Source organism: Paraburkholderia sp. A1RI-2L (assembly GCF_048957375.1).
GTDB lineage: Bacteria > Pseudomonadota > Gammaproteobacteria > Burkholderiales > Burkholderiaceae > Paraburkholderia.
This window is the reverse complement of sequence record NZ_JARBTA010000001.1, coordinates 58,151-75,261: the sequence shown is the minus strand read 5'-3', so window position 1 is coordinate 75,261 and position 17,111 is coordinate 58,151. Positions and strand designations below refer to the sequence as shown.

Sequence of the window (17,111 nt, the reverse complement as noted above, 5' to 3'; positions counted from 1 at the left end):
CGGCGCTTTTTGCTTGTGTGTCGTCTGAGCCGATGGGCTATTGGCTATTGTGACGAAGGCGGGAGTTCGGCGGCTCCCATGCGGCGCGCGATCACCCTCGCGCGCTGGGCGAGATACAGAGAGTTGCGGTGCTCGTCAAAATACTTCGGCTGCGGCAGCATGACCGCCAATCGCGCCGCCTGCCACGGCGTGAGCTTTGCGGCTGTCGTTCGGTAGTAGTAGCGCGCGGCGGCCTGCGCGCCGTAGACGCCATTGCCCCACTCCACCGAATTCAGATAGATCTCGAAGATGCGCTCCTTGTCGAGCAGCGTCTCCAGCATCCACGTGATGATGAGTTCCTGGCCCTTGCGGATATAGCTCCTCTCGCCCGATAGAAACAGATTGCGCGCGAGTTGCTGCGTGATCGTCGATCCGCCGCGCACGATGTGGCCGCGCTTCTTGTTGCGCTCCCACGCCTGCAGGATGGCGTCGGTTTCGTAACCGTTGTTGCTGGCGAAATTGGCGTCCTCGGACGCAATGATCGCGCGCTTGAGGTTGCGCGAGATCTGGTCGTAGGGCACCCACTGGTGCTGAATGTCGAGATCGGGACGGTCGGCGGAAAGGCGCGCCTCGTCGGTGCGCATGAAGGCCGTCGATTGCGGATCGGCGAAATTCCAGACGGCAATCTGCGCGAAGTAGAAAAGCTGCATCCCGGCCCAGGCGACGCCGAACACCAGCGCCACGTAGGCGAGCCAGCGCAGCAAGCCGGGGCACGTCGCGTTCAGCGCGGCAACGCTGTGCACGAACGGCTCGCCGGGTTGTCCACTGCGTTGCCCATTGCCGAGCCCTGCTGCGCGCGCCCCCGAGGCTTCTCTACGCATGGCGGCGCACGCGTCAGGCCTGCGCTGCCAGTTGCCTGCGCAGCGCGGCCAGCACGGGCGCGCCTTCGGGGCGCACGCCGCGCCACACGAAGAACGACTCGGCGGCCTGCTCGACCAGCATCCCGAGCCCATCCGATGCGCGCGCGCCCAGCGATTCGGCATGGCGCATGAACACGGTCGGTTCGGCGCCGTACATCATGTCGTAGGCCAGCGTTCCCGGGCCGAACGCGCGAGCGTCGCACTCGGGCAGCGCGGCGTCGAGACTGCCGGCCGTTGCGTTGACGATCACGTCGTAGGGCTTGGGATCGATCGCGTCGCGATAGATGGCGTCCGGGCCACCGCCGTTGATGAGGCAGCCAGCCTGGCGCGCCGCGTCTTCGAACTGCTCTACGAGCGCGTGCGCTTTTTTCGCGGTGCGGTTCACGATGGTGATCTCGCGCGGCCGACGCTCGAGCATCGGCAGCACGACGCCGCGCGCCGCCCCGCCCGCGCCCAGCAGCAGCACGCGTGCGCCCTCGAGCGAGACGCCCAGATTCACCTCGATGTCACGAACGAGGCCGAAACCGTCAGTGTTGTCGCCGAAAATGCCGTCTTCGTCGAAGCGCAGCGTGTTGACGGCGCCCGCCGCCGCCGCGCGCGGCGACAGCCGGTCCGCCAGCGCGTGCGCCTCCAGCTTGAACGGCACGGTCACGTTCAGGCCACGGCCACCCGCGGCCCGAAACGCCTGCACGTGTTCGACGAAACCGTCGAGCGGCGCGAGCAGCCGGTCATATTCGACAGGCTCGCCGGTTGCGACGGCGAACTGCGCGTGAATGTATGGCGACTTGCTATGCGCGACCGGGTTACCGACCACGGCATAGCGGTCGCGGACTTGCCGGGCGCTCATGAGCGCGGCTCCGTAGCATGCTGCTCTGGCGACTGCGCGTCCTCGCCTTCGGCGGCATTGTCCGCACCAGCCGAATCAGCCGGCGCTTCGGCCAGCGCCTCTGCTTCGCTCTCGGCGGAAGCGTCGGCGGATTCGATGAGTTCTTCGTCCTCGCCCGTGTCGTCTTCGGCTTGCTCGCCGCTCGTCACGACCGGCGCGTCGAGCACGCGCAGCATGCGCACCGACGCCTCGATCGTCAACTCGTCGATCGACAGCACTTCCATCATCAGGCGCGTGCCGCGCGCGTGCACGCCGAGCGCGGGCACGTGCATGAGCAGCGGCACTTCCTCGAAGCGCACGAGATCGTCCTTCACAACGGTGGCCGGGAATTCGCGGCGCGCTTCGCGGCCGTCCTCGCCGCGCATCTCCTGCTGGAGCCAGCGCAGGCACCAGAAGTACTCCATGCGGCGCTGGTGATCGGCGTAGGCGGTGTAGGTTTCGTCGAAGCCCTGCACGACGGCGAACAAATCGGCGTCTTTGGGCTTGAACGGCGCGACCAGCTTGGCGGCCACGCCGTGCTCGACGCACGCGAGCAGCTGCCACTGGTTCACGAGGTCGACATAGCGCCGCAGCGGCGAGGTGCTCCACGCGTACTGCGCAACGCCCAGGCCTTCGTGCGGCGCGGCGTTGGTCTGCATGCGTGTGCGCTTGGGGCCCATGGGCGCGCCGAATGCGCGCTGCGAACGATAGATGCCCGGCACGCCATGATCGTGCAGGAACGCGCCCCACGTGGAATTGGCGAGAATCGCCAGTTCCGCGACGATCAAATCGAGCGGCGAGCCACGGCGGCGCGGAGAGATGGTGACGTGCTCGCCATCCACGTAGAAGTTGAAGTCGGTGTTGCGCTGGACTTCGCGGCGCAGGCCATAGCCCGCGCGCGCCTGCTGACGCTTCTCGAACAGCGCCTGCGCGAACGGCCACAGGACGGCAATGTCGTCTTTATGCGGATAGTCGCCCGTGCCCGCGGCCAGCGTCTCTTCGGTCACGACCTCGTCGAGCGTGTTGTGGCGCAGGTTGCTCTTCACGAACACGCGCTCGGCGCGCGTTTCCGTGGCGACGATCTCCTGCGTCTCGCGGTTCACGATGCAGTAGAGCGAGAGCGCCGGGCGCATGCCGCCCTCCTTCAGCGTGAAGGCGTCGACGAAATCGTCGGGCAGCATGGTGATCTTGTCGCCGGGCATGTACACCGTCGACAGGCGCGTGCGCGCAACCGTATCGGCGGTATCGCCGCGCTTGATGCCCAGTGCAGGCGCCGCGATGTGGATGCCGATGCGCACGCGGCCATCGGCGAGATGCTCGATCGAGAAGGCATCGTCGATTTCGGTCGTGGTGACGTCGTCGATCGAGAACGCCTGCACGTGCTCGGCCGCATCGGGCAGGTCGTCGGGCAGCGCACCCACCGCCACGCCCGGGAAGCCGGTGCCGTGCGGGAAGAATTCGGCGAGAAAGCGCGCCTCATGCAGCGCGCGCGGCGAGGCAATGCCGCCGCATTCGAGCATCAGGCGCGGCATCGAAATGCCGCGCGCAGCGGCGGCCGCTTCGAGCGCCTTGTATTCGATCGAGTTCTTGTCGGGTTTCGTGAGCAGACCCAGCGCCTTGTCCTTGAGCGCCTCGGGCAGCTTGCCCGCCTTGAGGTCCTCTTCGTAGCCGGCCTGCACGAGCGCCTGCTGACGCTTGCGCTCGAGCGACGCGAGCGCCATCTTCAGTTGCTCTTCGGGCGCGCGCTGATACTGGCCGCGGCCCTTGCGGCGGAAGTACACGGGCGAGCCGTGCAGGCGCAGCACGAGCGCGGCACGCTCGACCGGGCCATAGGTCTCGCCGAAGTACTCGGCGGCGAGCGTCGTATAGGCGAATTCCTCGGCGGGCGCGCATTCCCACAGGAAATCGAGGTCGATGTCCTGTGCAGCGGCGTCCGCCTGCTCCAACAGGTCGCCGGCGGCGGGTTTCTCGAATTCGATCAGCACGTCTTTCGCGCGCACCTTGGCGCGCCGCCCACCTGGCAACTCGACCTGAAACGCATCGCCCTGGCGCGACAGCACGCTGCCCGCCTTGAAACTGCCCGATTCCTCAAAGAAAACGTTCACTCAACACTCTCGTTCAAACTTGCCGGACCGCGGGCGCGGCGCGCCCTGGCGGTGCCGCTGTATACATATAGGCGTTCGCGCGCGGCGCGAACGTAAGCGACGCATCAAGGTGCGTCGCAGAACTGGATCACGTCGTCGACGTAATCGGCGAATTCGCTGATGCCGTGGTCGCTGCCTTCGATCAAGCGCGTTTTGGCACCCGGATAATGAGCGAGCATCTCGCGGTAATCGAGCACTTCGTCGCCGGTTGCGGCGACCAGATAGTAGCGCTGGGGCTCGGTCACCGCGGCAACGGCCAGCGCGCGCAGTTCTTCCAGATGGCGCGGCTCCACGACGATGCTGCCGCCGCCGTGCCAGAGCGGCTGCTCGCCGAGATACTTCGACAGGTCGCGGTCCGGCACCACGGCCGGATTGAGCAGCACAGCGCGCCAGCCATGCTTTTCGGCCAGATGCGTGGCGAAGAAACCGCCAAGCGAACTGCCGATCAGCGTAATGCGCTCGCCGGCTTGCGCACGCGCCGCGATCTCGCGCTCGACGAGCGCCACGGTCTCGACCGGCGACACCGGCAGCGTCGGGCACAGCCATTCGCGACCGCGCCCAAGCGCTTCAAGGCGCGCGTCCAGCAAGCGCGCCTTGAACGATTGCGGCGACGAGCGAAACCCGTGCAGATAGACAATCACGCCGCGCCCCGCGCCGAGAGCGCATCGAGCAGCTTCTGATGCACGCCGCCAAACCCGCCGTTGCTCATCACGAGCACCTGGTCGCCGGGACGGGCGGCCGACACCACGGCCTTCACGAGCACGTCGAGATCGTGAAACGCGCGAGCCTTCTCGCCCAGCGGCGCGAGCGCCCCCGCGAGATCCCAGCCGAGCGCGTCCTTGCCGCTCGGCGCGCCGTAGCCGAACACGAGGTCGGCATCAGCGAGACTGCCAGGCAGTTGCGCCTTCATCACACCGAGCTTCATCGTGTTCGAGCGCGGCTCGAGCACGGCAAGAATGCGCGTGCGCTTGCCGTCTTCCCCATTGCCGATGCGCGTGCGCAACCCGGCGATCGTCGTTTCGATCGCCGTGGGATGGTGCGCGAAGTCGTCATAAACCGTCACGCCGTCGACGCTGCCGCGCACTTCCATGCGGCGCTTGACGTTGCGGAAGGTCGACAGCGAGGCCGCAGCCTGCGCGGGCGGCACGCCCACGCTGCGCGCGGCGGCGATGGCCGCGAGCGCGTTCATGCGGTTGTGCTCGCCCTGGATCTGCCAGTCGACCACGCCCGCGCGCTCGCTGTTGTGATAGACCGCGAAGCGTTCATCGAGCGGCGTCCCGTCCTCAGCGGGCAGCGCCTGCCAACCGCCCTGCACGCCGAAGCGCTCTACGTCGCTCCACACGCCGCGCGAAAGCACGCGTTCGAGCGCGTCTTCGCGCCCGTTCGAGACGACGCGGCCCACAGCCGGAATGGTGCGCACGAGATGGTGGAACTGCGTCTCGATGGCGGCCAGATCGTGGAAGATGTCTGCGTGATCGAATTCGAGATTGTTCAACACTGCTGTGCGCGGACGGTAATGGACGAACTTCGAACGCTTGTCGAAGAACGCCGTGTCGTACTCGTCGGCTTCGATCACGAAGAAGCTCGAATCGGTGAGGCGCGCCGAGATGCCGAAGTTCAGCGGCACGCCGCCGATCAGAAAGCCGGGGTTCAGGCCGGCGTCTTCGAGCAGCCACGCGAGCATCGAGCTCGTGGTGGTCTTGCCGTGCGTGCCCGCCACGGCGAGCACCCACCTGTCGCGCAGCACATGCTCGCCGAGCCACTGCGGCCCCGACGTGTACGGCAGGCCGCGATTGAGGATCTCCTCCATCAGCGGATTGCCGCGCGAAACCACGTTGCCGATCACATAAAGATCGGGATTGAGTTCGGTCTGGCTTGCGTCGTAACCCTCGATCAGGCGAATACCCTGCGCTTCGAGCTGGGTGCTCATCGGCGGGTACACGCCTGCGTCGCAGCCAGTCACCGTATGGCCCGCACTGCGCGCGAGCACGGCAAGACCGCCCATGAACGTGCCGCAGATGCCGAGGATATGGATGTGCATAAGCCTGTCGCGCCACGCGGGCGTCGTGAACGGTTAGTGGGTTAAAGCGGAGCCAGGCGGTTTGCCGGCGTGGGCAAGGCAGAGCGGCGGCGCAAGGCCGCCGGAGCAAAGATTGCTATTGTACCCGACGCCCTGCGGCTTTTTCGCCGCCGCCCCCGGCGCGCCCGGCGCCGGAAGCCGAACAGGAGGCCATACGATCTCTAGTATGATGAGCGCATGGTTCGCAGATCACATTTCGATCCCCAGCGCGTGCGCGAGGAAATCGCCATCGCGGCAGCAAGGATGATTGCCGAGGACGGCCTCGACTACGCCACCGCCAAACGCAAAGCCGCGCGGCAGGTTGCGGGGGACGCGCGCATCGAAGGCGCCTGGCTGCCCGACAACGACCAGATCGAAGACGAGATCCGCGAATATCAGGCCCTCTTTCAGGGCGATCACCAGCCGGCGATACTGCGGCGCCTGCGCGAAATCGCGCTCGAGTGGATGCGGCGGCTTGAACCGTTCAATCCGTTCCTCACCGGCGCGGTGCTCAACGGCACGGCCGGAGAGCACTCGGATATCCATCTGCAGATTTTTTGCGACAACGCGAAGGATGTCGCAATCTGGCTTCTCAATGCGAATGTGCAGTATGACGTCTCGGAAACGCGCCATTTCGCCGCGCGGGGCTACGTGGAAACCTTCAGTTTCATGTGGCAGCCGTCGCGAAACGAGGAGCCGGTGGGCATCCATATTGCGCTCTACAATACCGACGACCTGCGCGGCGCGGTGCGCGCAGACGCCCGCGGGCGTCTGCCGCGCGCGAATGCGCAGGCGCTCCAGGCGCTGATTAACGAAAACGGTGCCACCTCTTCCACCACCTGACTCATATAGAGCTTAAACGCAGCAATGAACATGAAGCGGATTCTGGCCGGCGTCGCAGTGGCGGCGGTGGCAGCCGGCGGCGGCATCCTGGCGGGACATTATGCAAACAGCGGCAACACCGGCTTAGCCGATGCGGCATCGGTCGCCGGCAAGCCCAATGCGGTCGGCCAGTTGTGGACCGCTGCCGTGACCACGCCCGACGGCAAACCCCAATCGCTCTCCATGTATAAGGGCCGCACGATCGTGATCAACTTCTGGGCGTCGTGGTGCGGGCCTTGTGTCGAAGAGATGCCCGAACTCTCCGCGCTGCAGCGCGAGTACGCCAGGAAAGGCATCCAGTTCGTCGGCCTCGGCGTCGACTCCGCCGCGAACATCCAGAATTTCCTCAAGAAAGTGCCGGTCGATTACCCGATCTACATCGCCGGATTCGGCGGCGCCGATGTGGCGCGTGCGTTCGGCAATGCAGCAGGCGGCTTGCCTTACACGGTCGTAATCGACGCGAACGGCACGGTACGTGCAACGAAATTAGGCCAAATCAAGATGGGCGAGCTGCGTCACACGCTTGATACGCTCTGACGCGCTGCAATTGCCGCGGAACAATTGACCGGGGCTTAACGGGCGTACAGCACTTTTTGCTGCGGAATTCAGGGAAATTAGCGGGAGATCGGCCGTTGCGCGTCTTGCAAACCGCGCTCGGGGCCATATCGATCGTATGGAAAACTAGACAAATTTCTCTAATCAGCGCTAAAGTTCGCGCAATTCCACGGAAAAAGAAGCCACCATGACGCGACTGCTGGTTCTGCACGGCCCCAACCTCAATCTTCTCGGCACACGGGAACCCGAGGTCTATGGGCGCGTGACGCTGCCACAGATCGATCAGGCGCTTGCCGACCGTGCCGCCGATGCGGGTGTGGAGCTGGCAACTTTTCAGAGCAACCACGAAGGCGCGCTGGTGGACCGCATTCAGGCGGCCCGCTGCGAGCACACGGATTTCATCCTGATCAACCCGGCGGCGTACACGCACACGAGCGTGGCGATCCGGGACGCGCTGGCAGGCGTCGGCATTCCGTTCGTCGAGGTCCATCTCTCGAACGTGCACCGCCGCGAAGCCTTCCGGCACCACTCGTATTTTTCCGACCAGGCCGAGGGCGTCATCTGCGGCCTCGGCTGGAAGGGTTATCTCTACGCGCTCGAATACGCGCTCGACCGGCTCGCAGCCGGCTCGGCCGCGTGACACCGGCGGCGAGAAACCAACGCATTCTGCAAGACAACACCAATCCCGTGCCGGGCGCGCGCGCCGGCACCTCACGCATGCATAGCAAGGGGGCTGCACCATGGATCTACGTAAGCTGAAGACTCTGATCGACCTCGTCTCCGAATCGGGCATCTCGGAGCTCGAAGTCACCGAGGGCGAAGGCAAGGTGCGCATCGTCAAGAATGCGCCGCCGGTTTACGTGCAGCCGAGCGCGGCGCAATATGCCCCCCCCCTCGCCGGAGCCCCGTTCGCCGCCGCTCCGGCCCCCGCAGCCGAAGCCGGCGCGCCCGCCGCGGCCGCACCGGCCTTGCCGCAGGGCCACGTCGTGACCTCGCCGATGGTCGGCACGTTCTACCGCGCACCGTCGCCGGGCGCCGATCCGTTCGTGCAAGTGGGCGACACGGTCAAGGAAGGCCAGACGCTGTGCATCATCGAAGCGATGAAGCTGCTCAACGAGATCGAATCGGACGCAGCCGGCGTCGTCAAGGAAATCCTCGTCGAAAACGGCCAGGCGGTCGAATACGGCCAGCCGCTCTTCGTGATCGCCTAAGGCGCGAGGGCGAATACCCACCATGTTTGAAAAAATCCTCATTGCCAACCGTGGCGAAATCGCGCTGCGCATCCAGCGCGCGTGCCGCGAGCTCGGCGTCAAGACGGTCGTTGTCTATTCGGAAGCCGACAAGGAAGCCAAGTACGTGAAGCTCGCCGACGAGGCGGTCTGCATCGGCCCGGCGCCTTCGAACCTGAGCTATCTGAACATGCCGGCGCTCATCAGCGCGGCCGAAGTCACCGACGCCGAAGCAATCCACCCCGGCTACGGCTTCCTCTCCGAGAACGCGGACTTCGCCGAGCGTGTCGAGCAATCTGGCTTCACGTTCATCGGCCCGCGCCCGGAAACGATCCGCATGATGGGCGACAAGGTCACGGCCAAGCAGACCATGATCAAGACCGGCGTGCCGTGCGTGCCGGGCTCGGAAGGCGCGCTGCCCGAAGATCCGAAGGAAATCGTGAAGATCGCGCGCGCGATCGGCTACCCCGTCATCATCAAGGCGGCGGGCGGCGGCGGCGGGCGCGGCATGCGCGTGGTGCACACCGAAGCGGCGCTCGTGAACGCGGTCAACATGACCCGCGAGGAAGCGGGCCGTGCGTTCGGCAACCCGCAGGTCTACATGGAGAAGTACCTCGAGAATCCGCGTCACATCGAGATTCAGGTGCTTGCCGATTCGTTCAAGAACGCCGTGTGGCTCGGCGAGCGCGACTGCTCGATGCAGCGCCGCCACCAGAAGGTGATCGAGGAAGCGCCGGCGCCGGGCATCGCGCGCCGCCTGCTCGATCGCATCGGCGACCGTTGCGCCGACGCCTGCAAGAAGATGGGCTACCTCGGCGCGGGCACGTTCGAATTCCTCTACGAAAACGGCGAGTTCTACTTCATCGAGATGAACACGCGCGTGCAGGTCGAGCACCCGGTCACGGAGCTGATCACCGGCATCGACATCGTGCAGGAGCAGATCCGCATCGCCGCGGGCGAAAAGCTCTCGTTCCGCCAGCGTGACATCCAGTTAAAGGGCCACGCGATCGAGTGCCGTATCAACGCGGAGGATCCGTTCAAGTTCACGCCTTCGCCGGGACGCCTCACGTCGTGGCACATGCCGGGTGGTCCGGGCGTGCGCGTGGATTCCCACGCCTACAATGGTTATTTCGTGCCGCCGAACTATGATTCGATGATCGGCAAGCTGATCACCTACGGCACCACGCGCGAGCAGGCCATTCAGCGCATGCGCATCGCGCTCTCGGAAATGGTGGTCGAAGGCATCCTGACCAACATTCCGCTGCACCGCGAGCTCATGCTCGACGCGAAGTTCGTCGAAGGCGGCACGAGCATTCACTACCTCGAAAGCCGTCTGGCCGAACGTCAGGCTGTGAAGAAGGACGAAGCGTAATTCATGAGCTACCGGGAACTGATCGTCGAGCTGGATCGCAATCGCGCGGAAGAACTCTCCGACGCGCTGATCGAGCTTGGCGCCCTCTCGGTGTCGGTGGAAGACGCCGACGCCGACACACCCGACGAGCAGCCGCTCTTCGGCGAGCCGGGCCTCACGCCCGAGCGCACCGCGTGGCAGCATTCGCGCGTGATCGCGCTGATCGGCAACGATCAGGATCCCGCCGTGCTGCTCGCGGCTGCCGCGAACGAGGTCGGTCTCGCTGAAACGCCGAAGTTCTCGCTGCGCGAAGTCGAGGAGCAGGACTGGGTGCGGCTCACTCAATCGCAGTTCGATCCGATCCAGATCGGCCAGCGCATCTGGGTCGTGCCCTCGTGGCACGACGCCCCCGACCCTGACGCGCTCGTGCTCGAGCTCGATCCGGGCCTCGCGTTCGGCACCGGCAGCCATCCCACCACGCGGCTGTGCATGGAGTGGCTCGAGCAGCACGTGCAGCCCGGCAATTCGCTGCTCGACTACGGCTGCGGCTCGGGCATCCTCGCGATCCTCGCGAAGAAGTGCGGCGCGAACCCCGTGATCGGCATCGACATCGACCCGCAGGCGGTCGAATCGGCACGCCAGAACAGCGAGCGCAATCGCGCCGACGTCACCTACGGCCTGCCCGACGACTGCCCGGCGGGCGAGTTCGACATCGTGGTCGCCAACATTCTTTCGAATCCGCTCAAGCTGATGGCGTCGATGCTGTCGTCGCGCGTGAAGCCGGGCGGACGGCTTGCGCTCTCCGGCATCCTCGCGCGTCAGGCCGACGAAGTGGCGCAAGTCTACGCACGCTGGATCGACATCTCGGTCTGGCGCGAGCACGAAGGCTGGGTCTGCCTCGCCGGGACGCGACGCGCGTAAAACTTGTTCGCGCCCCACGAGCAAGGCGCGAAGTCGTAGGCCGCCGTGGATTGCCAGTAGAATGCGAGTATCGCCAACCCTCCGGTTCCACGGCACACATGCTTCTGGCAACGCGCTGTCCCTTCTGCGAAACCGTCTTCCGTATCCAGCCCGCACACCTCGCCGCGCGTCGCGGTCTCGTGCGCTGCGGGCATTGTCAGGAAGCGTTCGATGCGTCGGGTAGCCTGTACGAGCTGCCCGAAAGCGGCGATTTCGCCCAGGCCACGCCTGTCGCGGCCGATATCGCCGCTAGCCTCGCCGCACCATCCGCCCAGCAGGCCGCGGCTGCTCAAGTCGCGCAAACTCCCGAACAGCCGCCGCAAGGCGAGCCAGCGGCCCCGGCCGGGGAATCCACCTCGCCTCGAGCGCCAAACTTCTCGGGCCGTGGCTGGGACCCATGGGCGCCGCGCGCGGACAGCAACCTCGACCCTAGCCTGCAATACAACGGCAGCCACCTGCCGCGTGCAGGCCTGGCCCCGACACGCGATGTCGAAATGCGCATCGCCCGCGACGCCGAGCCCACGCTTTCGCCTGGCGCCGGGCATGGCGCAACGCATGGCCGGCAACCCGCTGCATCCGGTCCCGTCGAGCCGACTCTTTCGGCGAATGACGCCATTCACAGCCGCCATGCCGACCCCGAGCCCGTGCTGCGGCGCGCGCCAGCTGGTTCGTCGGCTACCCCCGCGTTCACTGCGCTCGAACCCAACCCCAGCGGCGAACCCTTCGCGGTCACGCGGGAAGCGCCCGTTCGTGTGAAACGCCATACGGGCTGGCGCATCGTGGGCGTATTGATCGCCCTCGCGCTGCTCGCGACGCTCGCCGCGCAGCTCGCGTGGTGGATGCGCGAAACCGTCATGGTCTACTGGCCCGCGTCGCAGCCGTACTATCAACAGGCCTGCGCAGAGCTCGGATGCAAGCTGCGGCCACCGCGCGACATCGACGGCCTGCAGGTCCGGCCATCCGATCTGCGCCAGGTAGACGATCCGCATCACCTGGAGCTGAAGGTTCCGCTGCACAACCGCTTCGACGTGGCGCTCGCCTGGCCGGCCATGGAGCTCACGCTGCTCGACCGCCAGAACAACATCGTTCTGCGCCGCGTGCTGTGGCCGCAGGACTACGCGCCGCCCGGCACGCGCATCGAGGCCGGCATGGCCCCGCACAGCACGCAGACGATGATCGTGCGGCTCGACACCGGCAACGTCGTGGCGTCGAACTTCCGCATCGAAATCTTCTACCCCTGAATTCCGCGCCGGCGCTCACTTTCGCGCCGGCGCGCGTTTCCTGCGCCCGGCCACGCCGGGCGCGCTCTTCACCACTACAGCACTACATTCGGAGAACACATCATGAGTCAAGTCACGCTAGGCGGTAACCCGATCGACGTCGCCGGCACGTTCCCGACGGCCGGCCAGAAGGCCCCCGCATTCTCGCTCGTCGGCCGCGACCTCAATGCCGTCTCGCTCGCTGATTTCGCCGGCAAGCGCAAGGTGCTGAACATCGTGCCGAGCCTCGACACGCCGGTTTGCGCCACCTCCACGCGCAAGTTCAACGAAGCCGCAGCCAAGCTCGACAACACGGCCGTCGTCGTGATCTCGGCGGATCTGCCGTTCGCCGCTGCGCGCTTTTGCACGACCGAAGGCATCGAAAATGTCGTCACGGCATCGACCTTCCGCGGCCACGAGTTCGCGCAAGCCTACGGCGTGGACGTCACGAGCGGCCCGCTGACGGGCCTCACGGCGCGCGCCGTGGTGGTCATCGACGCGAACGACAACGTCGTCTACGCGGAGCGCGTCAGCGAAATCAAGAACGAGCCGAACTACGACGCCGCACTTGCTGCACTGAAGTAATACCCGTCGCGGCGCGCGAGCTGGACACCGCCCCGGCACCATGCCGGCTCAATACCGCTCACGGCGCGCCGCCGTCTCCACCCAACGCATTACAGGAATCCCTGCCTTGGCTACGCTGATCTGCGGCTCGCTCGCCTACGACAACATCATGACTTTCGAAGGCCGCTTTCGGGAACACATCCTGCCTGAGCAGGTGCACATTCTGAACGTGAGCTTTCTCGTGCCGACGATGCGCCGCGAATTCGGCGGCTGCGCGGGCAATATCGCTTACTCGCTGCATCTGCTTGGCGGCGACGCGCGCATCATGGCGACGCTCGGTGGCGCCGATGCGCAACCTTATCTCGAACGCCTCGACACGCTCGGCCTCTCGAAAGCGCACGTGCGCGTGCTGCCCGACACGTGGTCGGCACAGGCGATGATCACGACCGATCTCGAGAACAACCAGATCACGGCCTTCCACCCGGGCGCGATGATGCAATCGCACCTGAACCGCGCCGACGAAGCGCCTGGCATCAAGCTCGGCATCGTCGCGCCGGACGGCTTCGACGGCATGGTCCAGCACGTGGAGCAGTTCGCGCATGCGGGCATTCCATTTGTCTTCGATCCGGGTCAAGGACTACCGCTCTTCGACGGTGCGTCGCTTCGACGCGCTATTGAACTTGCGACCTATGTGACGGTCAACGACTACGAAGCGAATTTGGTCAGTCATCGCACTGGCTGGTCGCTCGAAGAAATCGCGAGCCATGTCGATGCACTCATCGTCACGCGCGGCGAGCACGGTTCGCAGATCTACCACGGCGGCGGCATCGAAGAAATTCCATCGGTGCGTGCCGAACGAGTGCTCGACCCCACGGGTTGCGGCGACGCCTTCCGCGGCGGTCTGCTCTACGGCATCCAGAACAACCTCGGCTGGGCCACCACGGGACGTCTTGCCAGCCTCATGGGCGCGCTGAAAATCGAGCATCTCGGACCGCAGAACTACGCGCCCTCGCGGGCGCAAATCAAGGAACGGTTCAAGGCGGCGTTCGACTACGAACTGCCGCTCTGAATCCGGGCGCCGCCTCCTTCGTCACCGGCGGCGCTCTTTGGAGTTACGGGAAATGAAAACAACAAGTCGTGTGATCGTCGCCGTCATGATTGCGGGCTCGCTCGCCATGTCGGGCTGTGCTTATAACAGCAGTTCCGCTGATGTCTACACCGCCTCCCAGGCGCAACGCGAAGCCACGGTGCGCATGGCCACGGTCGAAAGCGTGCGCGCGGTGAAGATCAGTTCCAACAACGGCCAGCCGAGCGGAATCGGCGCAGTGGGCGGCGGCGCGCTTGGCGCCGTGGCGGGCAGCCAGATTGGCGGTGGCACAGGCTCGATCATCACGGGCATCATCGGAGGCATCGCGGGTGCAGTGGCCGGCAACGCCGTCGAGAACGGCGTTGCGATGCACAACGGCCTCGAGATCACGGTGCGCCTCGATAACGGCGACTATCGCGCCATCACCCAGGCCGCCACCGGCGAGGCCTTTCAAGCTGGCGAGCGGGTGCGCCTGGTCTCGAGCGGAGGCGTCACGCGCGTGACGCACTGATTAACCGGTTTCCCCTGTACCGCAGCGGCGTCTTGCGCCTTCCTGCGGAACCTCAGGCGCATGTGCTCCCCTGTGCATGCGCCTTTTTTCATGCCCGCGCCAAACGGCGTTGCCGGCACTCAGCGCGCCTTGACGCGGCGAGTGAGCAAAAGCCACGGACGAAAAAAATCCCGTCGCGGACAAACCGACGACGGGACTGGGAGCGGGCCCGGCATTTGCGCCTGCGCAGATGCATCCGCAGACACAGCGCCCCGCCCTGCCACCGAAGCGCGCGTATTGACTGACTCTCGTGCGCTTCGGCTCGTACTACTTACGGACGGCTGCCGGTCGGGAACGGCCATGCTGCGGCCGGGTTCAGGGCAGTCTTGACCGTTGCTGCGGGCGCAGCCGGTTGCGCAGCAGGGGCAGCAGGCGCGGCAGCGGCCGCCTTCGCAGGTGCCTTCTTGGCAGCCTTCTTCGCGGCGGCCTTCTTCGCAGGTGCAGCCTTCTTGGCAGCAGCCTTCTTCGCAGGCGCAGCCTTCTTGGCAGCAGCCTTCTTCGCAGGCGCGGCCTTCTTGGCAGCAGCCTTCTTCGCAGGCGCCTTCTTGGCAGCAACCTTCTTCACCGCGACTTTCTTCGCTGCGGCCTTCTTCGCGGGTGCTGCCTTCTTCGCTGCAACCTTCTTCACGGCGACTTTCTTCGCTGCAACCTTCTTTGCAGCGGCCTTTTTCGCCGGTGCTGCCTTCTTCGCCGCAACCTTCTTCACCGCGACTTTCTTCGCTGCAGCCTTCTTCGCCGGTGCGGCCTTCTTCGCTGCGACCTTCTTCACTGCGACTTTCTTGGCTGCAACCTTCTTCACAGCAACCTTCTTCGCTGCGGCCTTCTTGGCCGGTGCTGCCTTCTTCGCTGCAACCTTCTTCACTGCGGCTTTCTTGGCCGCCGGCTTTTTCTTGGCAGTTGCCATTTTTTTCTCCTTCAGGTTCAGATGAGAGTCAGTTCAAACTACACCCTTCGTCAAAACCCGCTTCCCGCGAACGCTTCTCACGGCGCACACTACGAAGCGGGCTATTCATCGGCGTACGCTGATCCCGCGCGCTTACGCTAATGAATGCGGTAAGGCGCACCGTGCCATGAGGCACCGCGCGCCAGATCGATCCGGCGTCGGATACCGACGCCGGCCAACGTTCGTTGAAAGCGCAGGTCACACGACCCACGCCCTTTTCCGGGGGGAAGTTTGCCCATCCCACTGAAGGGTTCGCAAAGTGCCGGTCATATCGGTGAGCCGCCAAGGCTCCGGGCACGCTTTGCATCAGGCGTTCCTGCTCCTAATCATCCGCCGGCCGAGGCGCTCATATGGCGCCTGGCGGCAACCCCAAAAGACTTGGCTCCGGGTGCGCCCGGGTTATTCCCAGGACAGCGCACCGCCGGTCTGATATTCGATCACACGCGTCTCGAAGAAGTTGCGTTCCTTCTTCAAGTCGATCATCTCGCTCATCCACGGGAACGGGTTCTCTTCGTTCGGGAACAGCGTATCGAGACCGATCTGCTGGCAACGGCGATTGCAGATGAAGCGCAGATAGCTCTTGAACATCGATGCGTTCAGGCCCAGCACGCCGCGCGGCATGGTGTCTTCCGCGTAACGGTACTCGAGGTCGACCGCATGCTTGAACAACTCGGTAATCTCCGCGCGGAACGCCGGGGTCCACAGCTGCGGATTCTCGAGCTTGATCTGGTTGATCAGATCGATACCGAAGTTGCAGTGCATCGACTCGTCGCGCAGGATGTACTGATACTGCTCTGCAGCACCGGTCATCTTGTTCTGGCGGCCGAGCGCGAGAATCTGCGTGAAGCCTACATAGAAGAACAGGCCTTCCATGATGCAGGCGAACACAATCAGCGACTTGAGCAGCTTCTGGTCCGCTTCGAGCGTGCCGGTCTTGAACGACGGATCCGTGAGCGTATGAATGAACGGGATCAGGAACTCGTCCTTGTCGCGGATCGACTTGACCTCGTGGTACGCGTTGAAGATCTCGCCTTCGTCCAGGCCCAGCGACTCGACGATGTACTGGTACGCGTGCGTATGGATCGCCTCTTCGAATGCCTGCCGCAGCAGGAACTGGCGGCATTCGGGCGCCGTGATGTGCCGGTAGGTGCCGAGCACGATGTTATTGGCGGCGAGGGAGTCGGCGGTCACAAAGAAGCCGAGGTTACGCTTGACGATGCGGCGCTCGTCCTCGGTCAGACCATTCGGGTCTTTCCACAGGGCGATGTCGCGCGACATGTTGATTTCCTGCGGCATCCAGTGGTTCGCGCAGCCGGACAGGTACTTCTCCCAAGCCCACTTGTACTTGAACGGGACCAACTGGTTCACGTCGGTCTGGCCGTTGATGATGCGCTTGTCGGCGACATTCACGCGGGCTTCTGCCGAGACCGGTGCTTGCGGCGGCGGTGCGACTGCGAAGTCGGCGGCGAAGATGTTGTGCGCCGAAGAGGACTGAGGAGTGGAATGCAGATTGAGCTGCGCAATCTGTGCATCCGGAACAGAGACAGCCACTCCCGCGAGGTTGCGCATTGCGTTTTGCTGCGCACCGCTCGACGGAGTTACGGCCGTGATCTCGTCATCCCAGTTGAGCATAAATGTCACCATCAATTTAGATCGGTTTGTACCATCTTTTCATGCGCGATAAAAGGGTTCGCACACGAAAAATCCTGTTTTCGATTCGCGTTGCGACCTCGATACAACACTTTGTTATTGCATCGTGTCGTT

18 protein-coding genes are annotated in these 17,111 nt (G+C 64.8%); 10 read left to right on the top strand and 8 right to left on the bottom strand.

Annotated elements, in window-relative coordinates; all coding sequences use genetic code 11:
• Window positions 1-44: 44 nt before the first annotated feature.
• From mtgA to mpl, 5 genes are all read right to left on the bottom strand, one after another.
• Entirely contained in the window at window positions 45-860 is an 816-nt protein-coding gene (mtgA, locus tag PWP93_RS00340; RefSeq protein WP_421043062.1) for a monofunctional biosynthetic peptidoglycan transglycosylase, read from the bottom strand.
• Between the two features lie 13 nt (window positions 861-873).
• A complete protein-coding gene (aroE, locus tag PWP93_RS00335) occupies window positions 874-1,746 on the bottom strand; it encodes a shikimate dehydrogenase (RefSeq protein ID WP_421043061.1) in 873 nt (290 codons plus the stop codon).
• A complete protein-coding gene (locus PWP93_RS00330; RefSeq protein ID WP_421043060.1) occupies window positions 1,743-3,869 on the bottom strand; it encodes a ribonuclease catalytic domain-containing protein in 2,127 nt (708 codons plus the stop codon). Before PWP93_RS00330 ends, aroE begins: the two co-directional genes overlap by 4 nt.
• Before the next feature lie 104 nt (window positions 3,870-3,973).
• Complete coding sequence (locus PWP93_RS00325; protein ID WP_421024776.1) at window positions 3,974-4,549, bottom strand: YqiA/YcfP family alpha/beta fold hydrolase; 576 nt, start codon at window positions 4,547-4,549, stop codon at window positions 3,974-3,976.
• A complete protein-coding gene (gene mpl / locus PWP93_RS00320; RefSeq protein WP_421043059.1) occupies window positions 4,546-5,949 on the bottom strand; it encodes a UDP-N-acetylmuramate:L-alanyl-gamma-D-glutamyl-meso-diaminopimelate ligase in 1,404 nt (467 codons plus the stop codon). Before mpl ends, PWP93_RS00325 begins: the two co-directional genes overlap by 4 nt.
• Window positions 5,950-6,165: 216 nt before the next feature.
• Between mpl and PWP93_RS00315 the strand changes: the two genes are divergently transcribed.
• The 10 genes from PWP93_RS00315 to PWP93_RS00270 all read left to right on the top strand — a co-directional run bounded on the left by PWP93_RS00315 (window position 6,166) and on the right by PWP93_RS00270 (window position 14,365).
• A complete protein-coding gene (locus PWP93_RS00315; protein ID WP_421043058.1) occupies window positions 6,166-6,810 on the top strand; it encodes a UDP-N-acetylmuramate--alanine ligase in 645 nt (214 codons plus the stop codon).
• 24 nt (window positions 6,811-6,834) lie between these two features.
• Window positions 6,835-7,386, top strand: coding sequence for a TlpA family protein disulfide reductase (locus tag PWP93_RS00310; RefSeq protein WP_421043057.1), 552 nt, complete (start codon window positions 6,835-6,837; stop codon window positions 7,384-7,386).
• A 205-nt stretch (window positions 7,387-7,591) separates the two neighbouring features.
• On the top strand, window positions 7,592-8,044 hold the full coding sequence (aroQ, locus tag PWP93_RS00305) for a type II 3-dehydroquinate dehydratase (RefSeq protein ID WP_421043056.1): 453 nt from the start codon (window positions 7,592-7,594) through the stop codon (window positions 8,042-8,044).
• A 100-nt stretch (window positions 8,045-8,144) separates the two neighbouring features.
• Window positions 8,145-8,615, top strand: a complete 471-nt coding sequence (accB, locus tag PWP93_RS00300; protein ID WP_421043055.1) for an acetyl-CoA carboxylase biotin carboxyl carrier protein — start codon at window positions 8,145-8,147, stop codon at window positions 8,613-8,615.
• Window positions 8,616-8,637: 22 nt separating this feature from the next.
• The gene (accC, locus tag PWP93_RS00295) at window positions 8,638-10,005 is read left to right on the top strand and encodes an acetyl-CoA carboxylase biotin carboxylase subunit (RefSeq protein ID WP_421024781.1); all 1,368 of its coding nucleotides are present in this window, start codon (window positions 8,638-8,640) and stop codon (window positions 10,003-10,005) included.
• 3 nt (window positions 10,006-10,008) lie between these two features.
• Entirely contained in the window at window positions 10,009-10,905 is an 897-nt protein-coding gene (gene prmA, locus PWP93_RS00290) for a 50S ribosomal protein L11 methyltransferase (RefSeq protein WP_421043054.1), read from the top strand.
• A gap of 98 nt (window positions 10,906-11,003) precedes the next feature.
• A complete protein-coding gene (locus PWP93_RS00285; protein ID WP_421043053.1) occupies window positions 11,004-12,185 on the top strand; it encodes a zinc-ribbon and DUF3426 domain-containing protein in 1,182 nt (393 codons plus the stop codon).
• 102 nt (window positions 12,186-12,287) lie between these two features.
• Complete coding sequence (gene tpx / locus PWP93_RS00280) at window positions 12,288-12,788, top strand: thiol peroxidase (RefSeq protein ID WP_129562853.1); 501 nt, start codon at window positions 12,288-12,290, stop codon at window positions 12,786-12,788.
• Between the two features lie 106 nt (window positions 12,789-12,894).
• Window positions 12,895-13,836: a carbohydrate kinase family protein gene (locus PWP93_RS00275; RefSeq protein ID WP_421024784.1), complete on the top strand. Its 942-nt coding sequence runs from the start codon at window positions 12,895-12,897 to the stop codon at window positions 13,834-13,836.
• Between the two features lie 52 nt (window positions 13,837-13,888).
• Window positions 13,889-14,365: a glycine zipper 2TM domain-containing protein gene (locus PWP93_RS00270; protein ID WP_421043052.1), complete on the top strand. Its 477-nt coding sequence runs from the start codon at window positions 13,889-13,891 to the stop codon at window positions 14,363-14,365.
• A 310-nt stretch (window positions 14,366-14,675) separates the two neighbouring features.
• Here PWP93_RS00270 and PWP93_RS00265 read toward each other — a convergent pair whose 3' ends face one another.
• The 3 genes from PWP93_RS00265 to PWP93_RS00255 all read right to left on the bottom strand — a co-directional run bounded on the left by PWP93_RS00265 (window position 14,676) and on the right by PWP93_RS00255 (window position 16,979).
• Window positions 14,676-15,308 carry a histone H1-like DNA-binding protein gene (locus tag PWP93_RS00265; RefSeq protein WP_129562856.1) on the bottom strand — a complete coding sequence of 211 codons (633 nt, stop codon included), beginning with the start codon at window positions 15,306-15,308 and terminating at the stop codon, window positions 14,676-14,678.
• A gap of 28 nt (window positions 15,309-15,336) precedes the next feature.
• Entirely contained in the window at window positions 15,337-15,654 is a 318-nt protein-coding gene (locus PWP93_RS00260; RefSeq protein WP_421043051.1) for a hypothetical protein, read from the bottom strand.
• 92 nt (window positions 15,655-15,746) lie between these two features.
• Complete coding sequence (locus PWP93_RS00255; protein WP_421024787.1) at window positions 15,747-16,979, bottom strand: ribonucleotide-diphosphate reductase subunit beta; 1,233 nt, start codon at window positions 16,977-16,979, stop codon at window positions 15,747-15,749.
• Between the last annotated feature and the right edge of the window lie 132 nt (window positions 16,980-17,111).

Bases quoted from the DNA above. Each gene is read 5' to 3' on its own strand.
- mtgA (WP_421043062.1), bottom strand. From the start codon at position 860: ATGCGTAGAGAAGCCTCGGGGGCGCGCGCAGCAGGGCTCGGCAATGGG.
- aroE (WP_421043061.1), bottom strand. From the start codon at position 1,746: ATGAGCGCCCGGCAAGTCCGCGACCGCTATGCCGTGGTCGGTAACCCG.
- mpl (WP_421043059.1), bottom strand. From the start codon at position 5,949: ATGCACATCCATATCCTCGGCATCTGCGGCACGTTCATGGGCGGTCTT.
- PWP93_RS00315 (WP_421043058.1), top strand. From the start codon at position 6,166: ATGGTTCGCAGATCACATTTCGATCCCCAGCGCGTGCGCGAGGAAATC.
- PWP93_RS00310 (WP_421043057.1), top strand. From the start codon at position 6,835: ATGAACATGAAGCGGATTCTGGCCGGCGTCGCAGTGGCGGCGGTGGCA.
- aroQ (WP_421043056.1), top strand. From the start codon at position 7,592: ATGACGCGACTGCTGGTTCTGCACGGCCCCAACCTCAATCTTCTCGGC.
- accB (WP_421043055.1), top strand. From the start codon at position 8,145: ATGGATCTACGTAAGCTGAAGACTCTGATCGACCTCGTCTCCGAATCG.
- accC (WP_421024781.1), top strand. From the start codon at position 8,638: ATGTTTGAAAAAATCCTCATTGCCAACCGTGGCGAAATCGCGCTGCGC.
- prmA (WP_421043054.1), top strand. From the start codon at position 10,009: ATGAGCTACCGGGAACTGATCGTCGAGCTGGATCGCAATCGCGCGGAA.
- PWP93_RS00285 (WP_421043053.1), top strand. From the start codon at position 11,004: ATGCTTCTGGCAACGCGCTGTCCCTTCTGCGAAACCGTCTTCCGTATC.
- tpx (WP_129562853.1), top strand. From the start codon at position 12,288: ATGAGTCAAGTCACGCTAGGCGGTAACCCGATCGACGTCGCCGGCACG.
- PWP93_RS00270 (WP_421043052.1), top strand. From the start codon at position 13,889: ATGAAAACAACAAGTCGTGTGATCGTCGCCGTCATGATTGCGGGCTCG.
- PWP93_RS00265 (WP_129562856.1), bottom strand. From the start codon at position 15,308: ATGGCAACTGCCAAGAAAAAGCCGGCGGCCAAGAAAGCCGCAGTGAAG.
- PWP93_RS00260 (WP_421043051.1), bottom strand. From the start codon at position 15,654: ATGCAAAGCGTGCCCGGAGCCTTGGCGGCTCACCGATATGACCGGCAC.
- PWP93_RS00255 (WP_421024787.1), bottom strand. From the start codon at position 16,979: ATGCTCAACTGGGATGACGAGATCACGGCCGTAACTCCGTCGAGCGGT.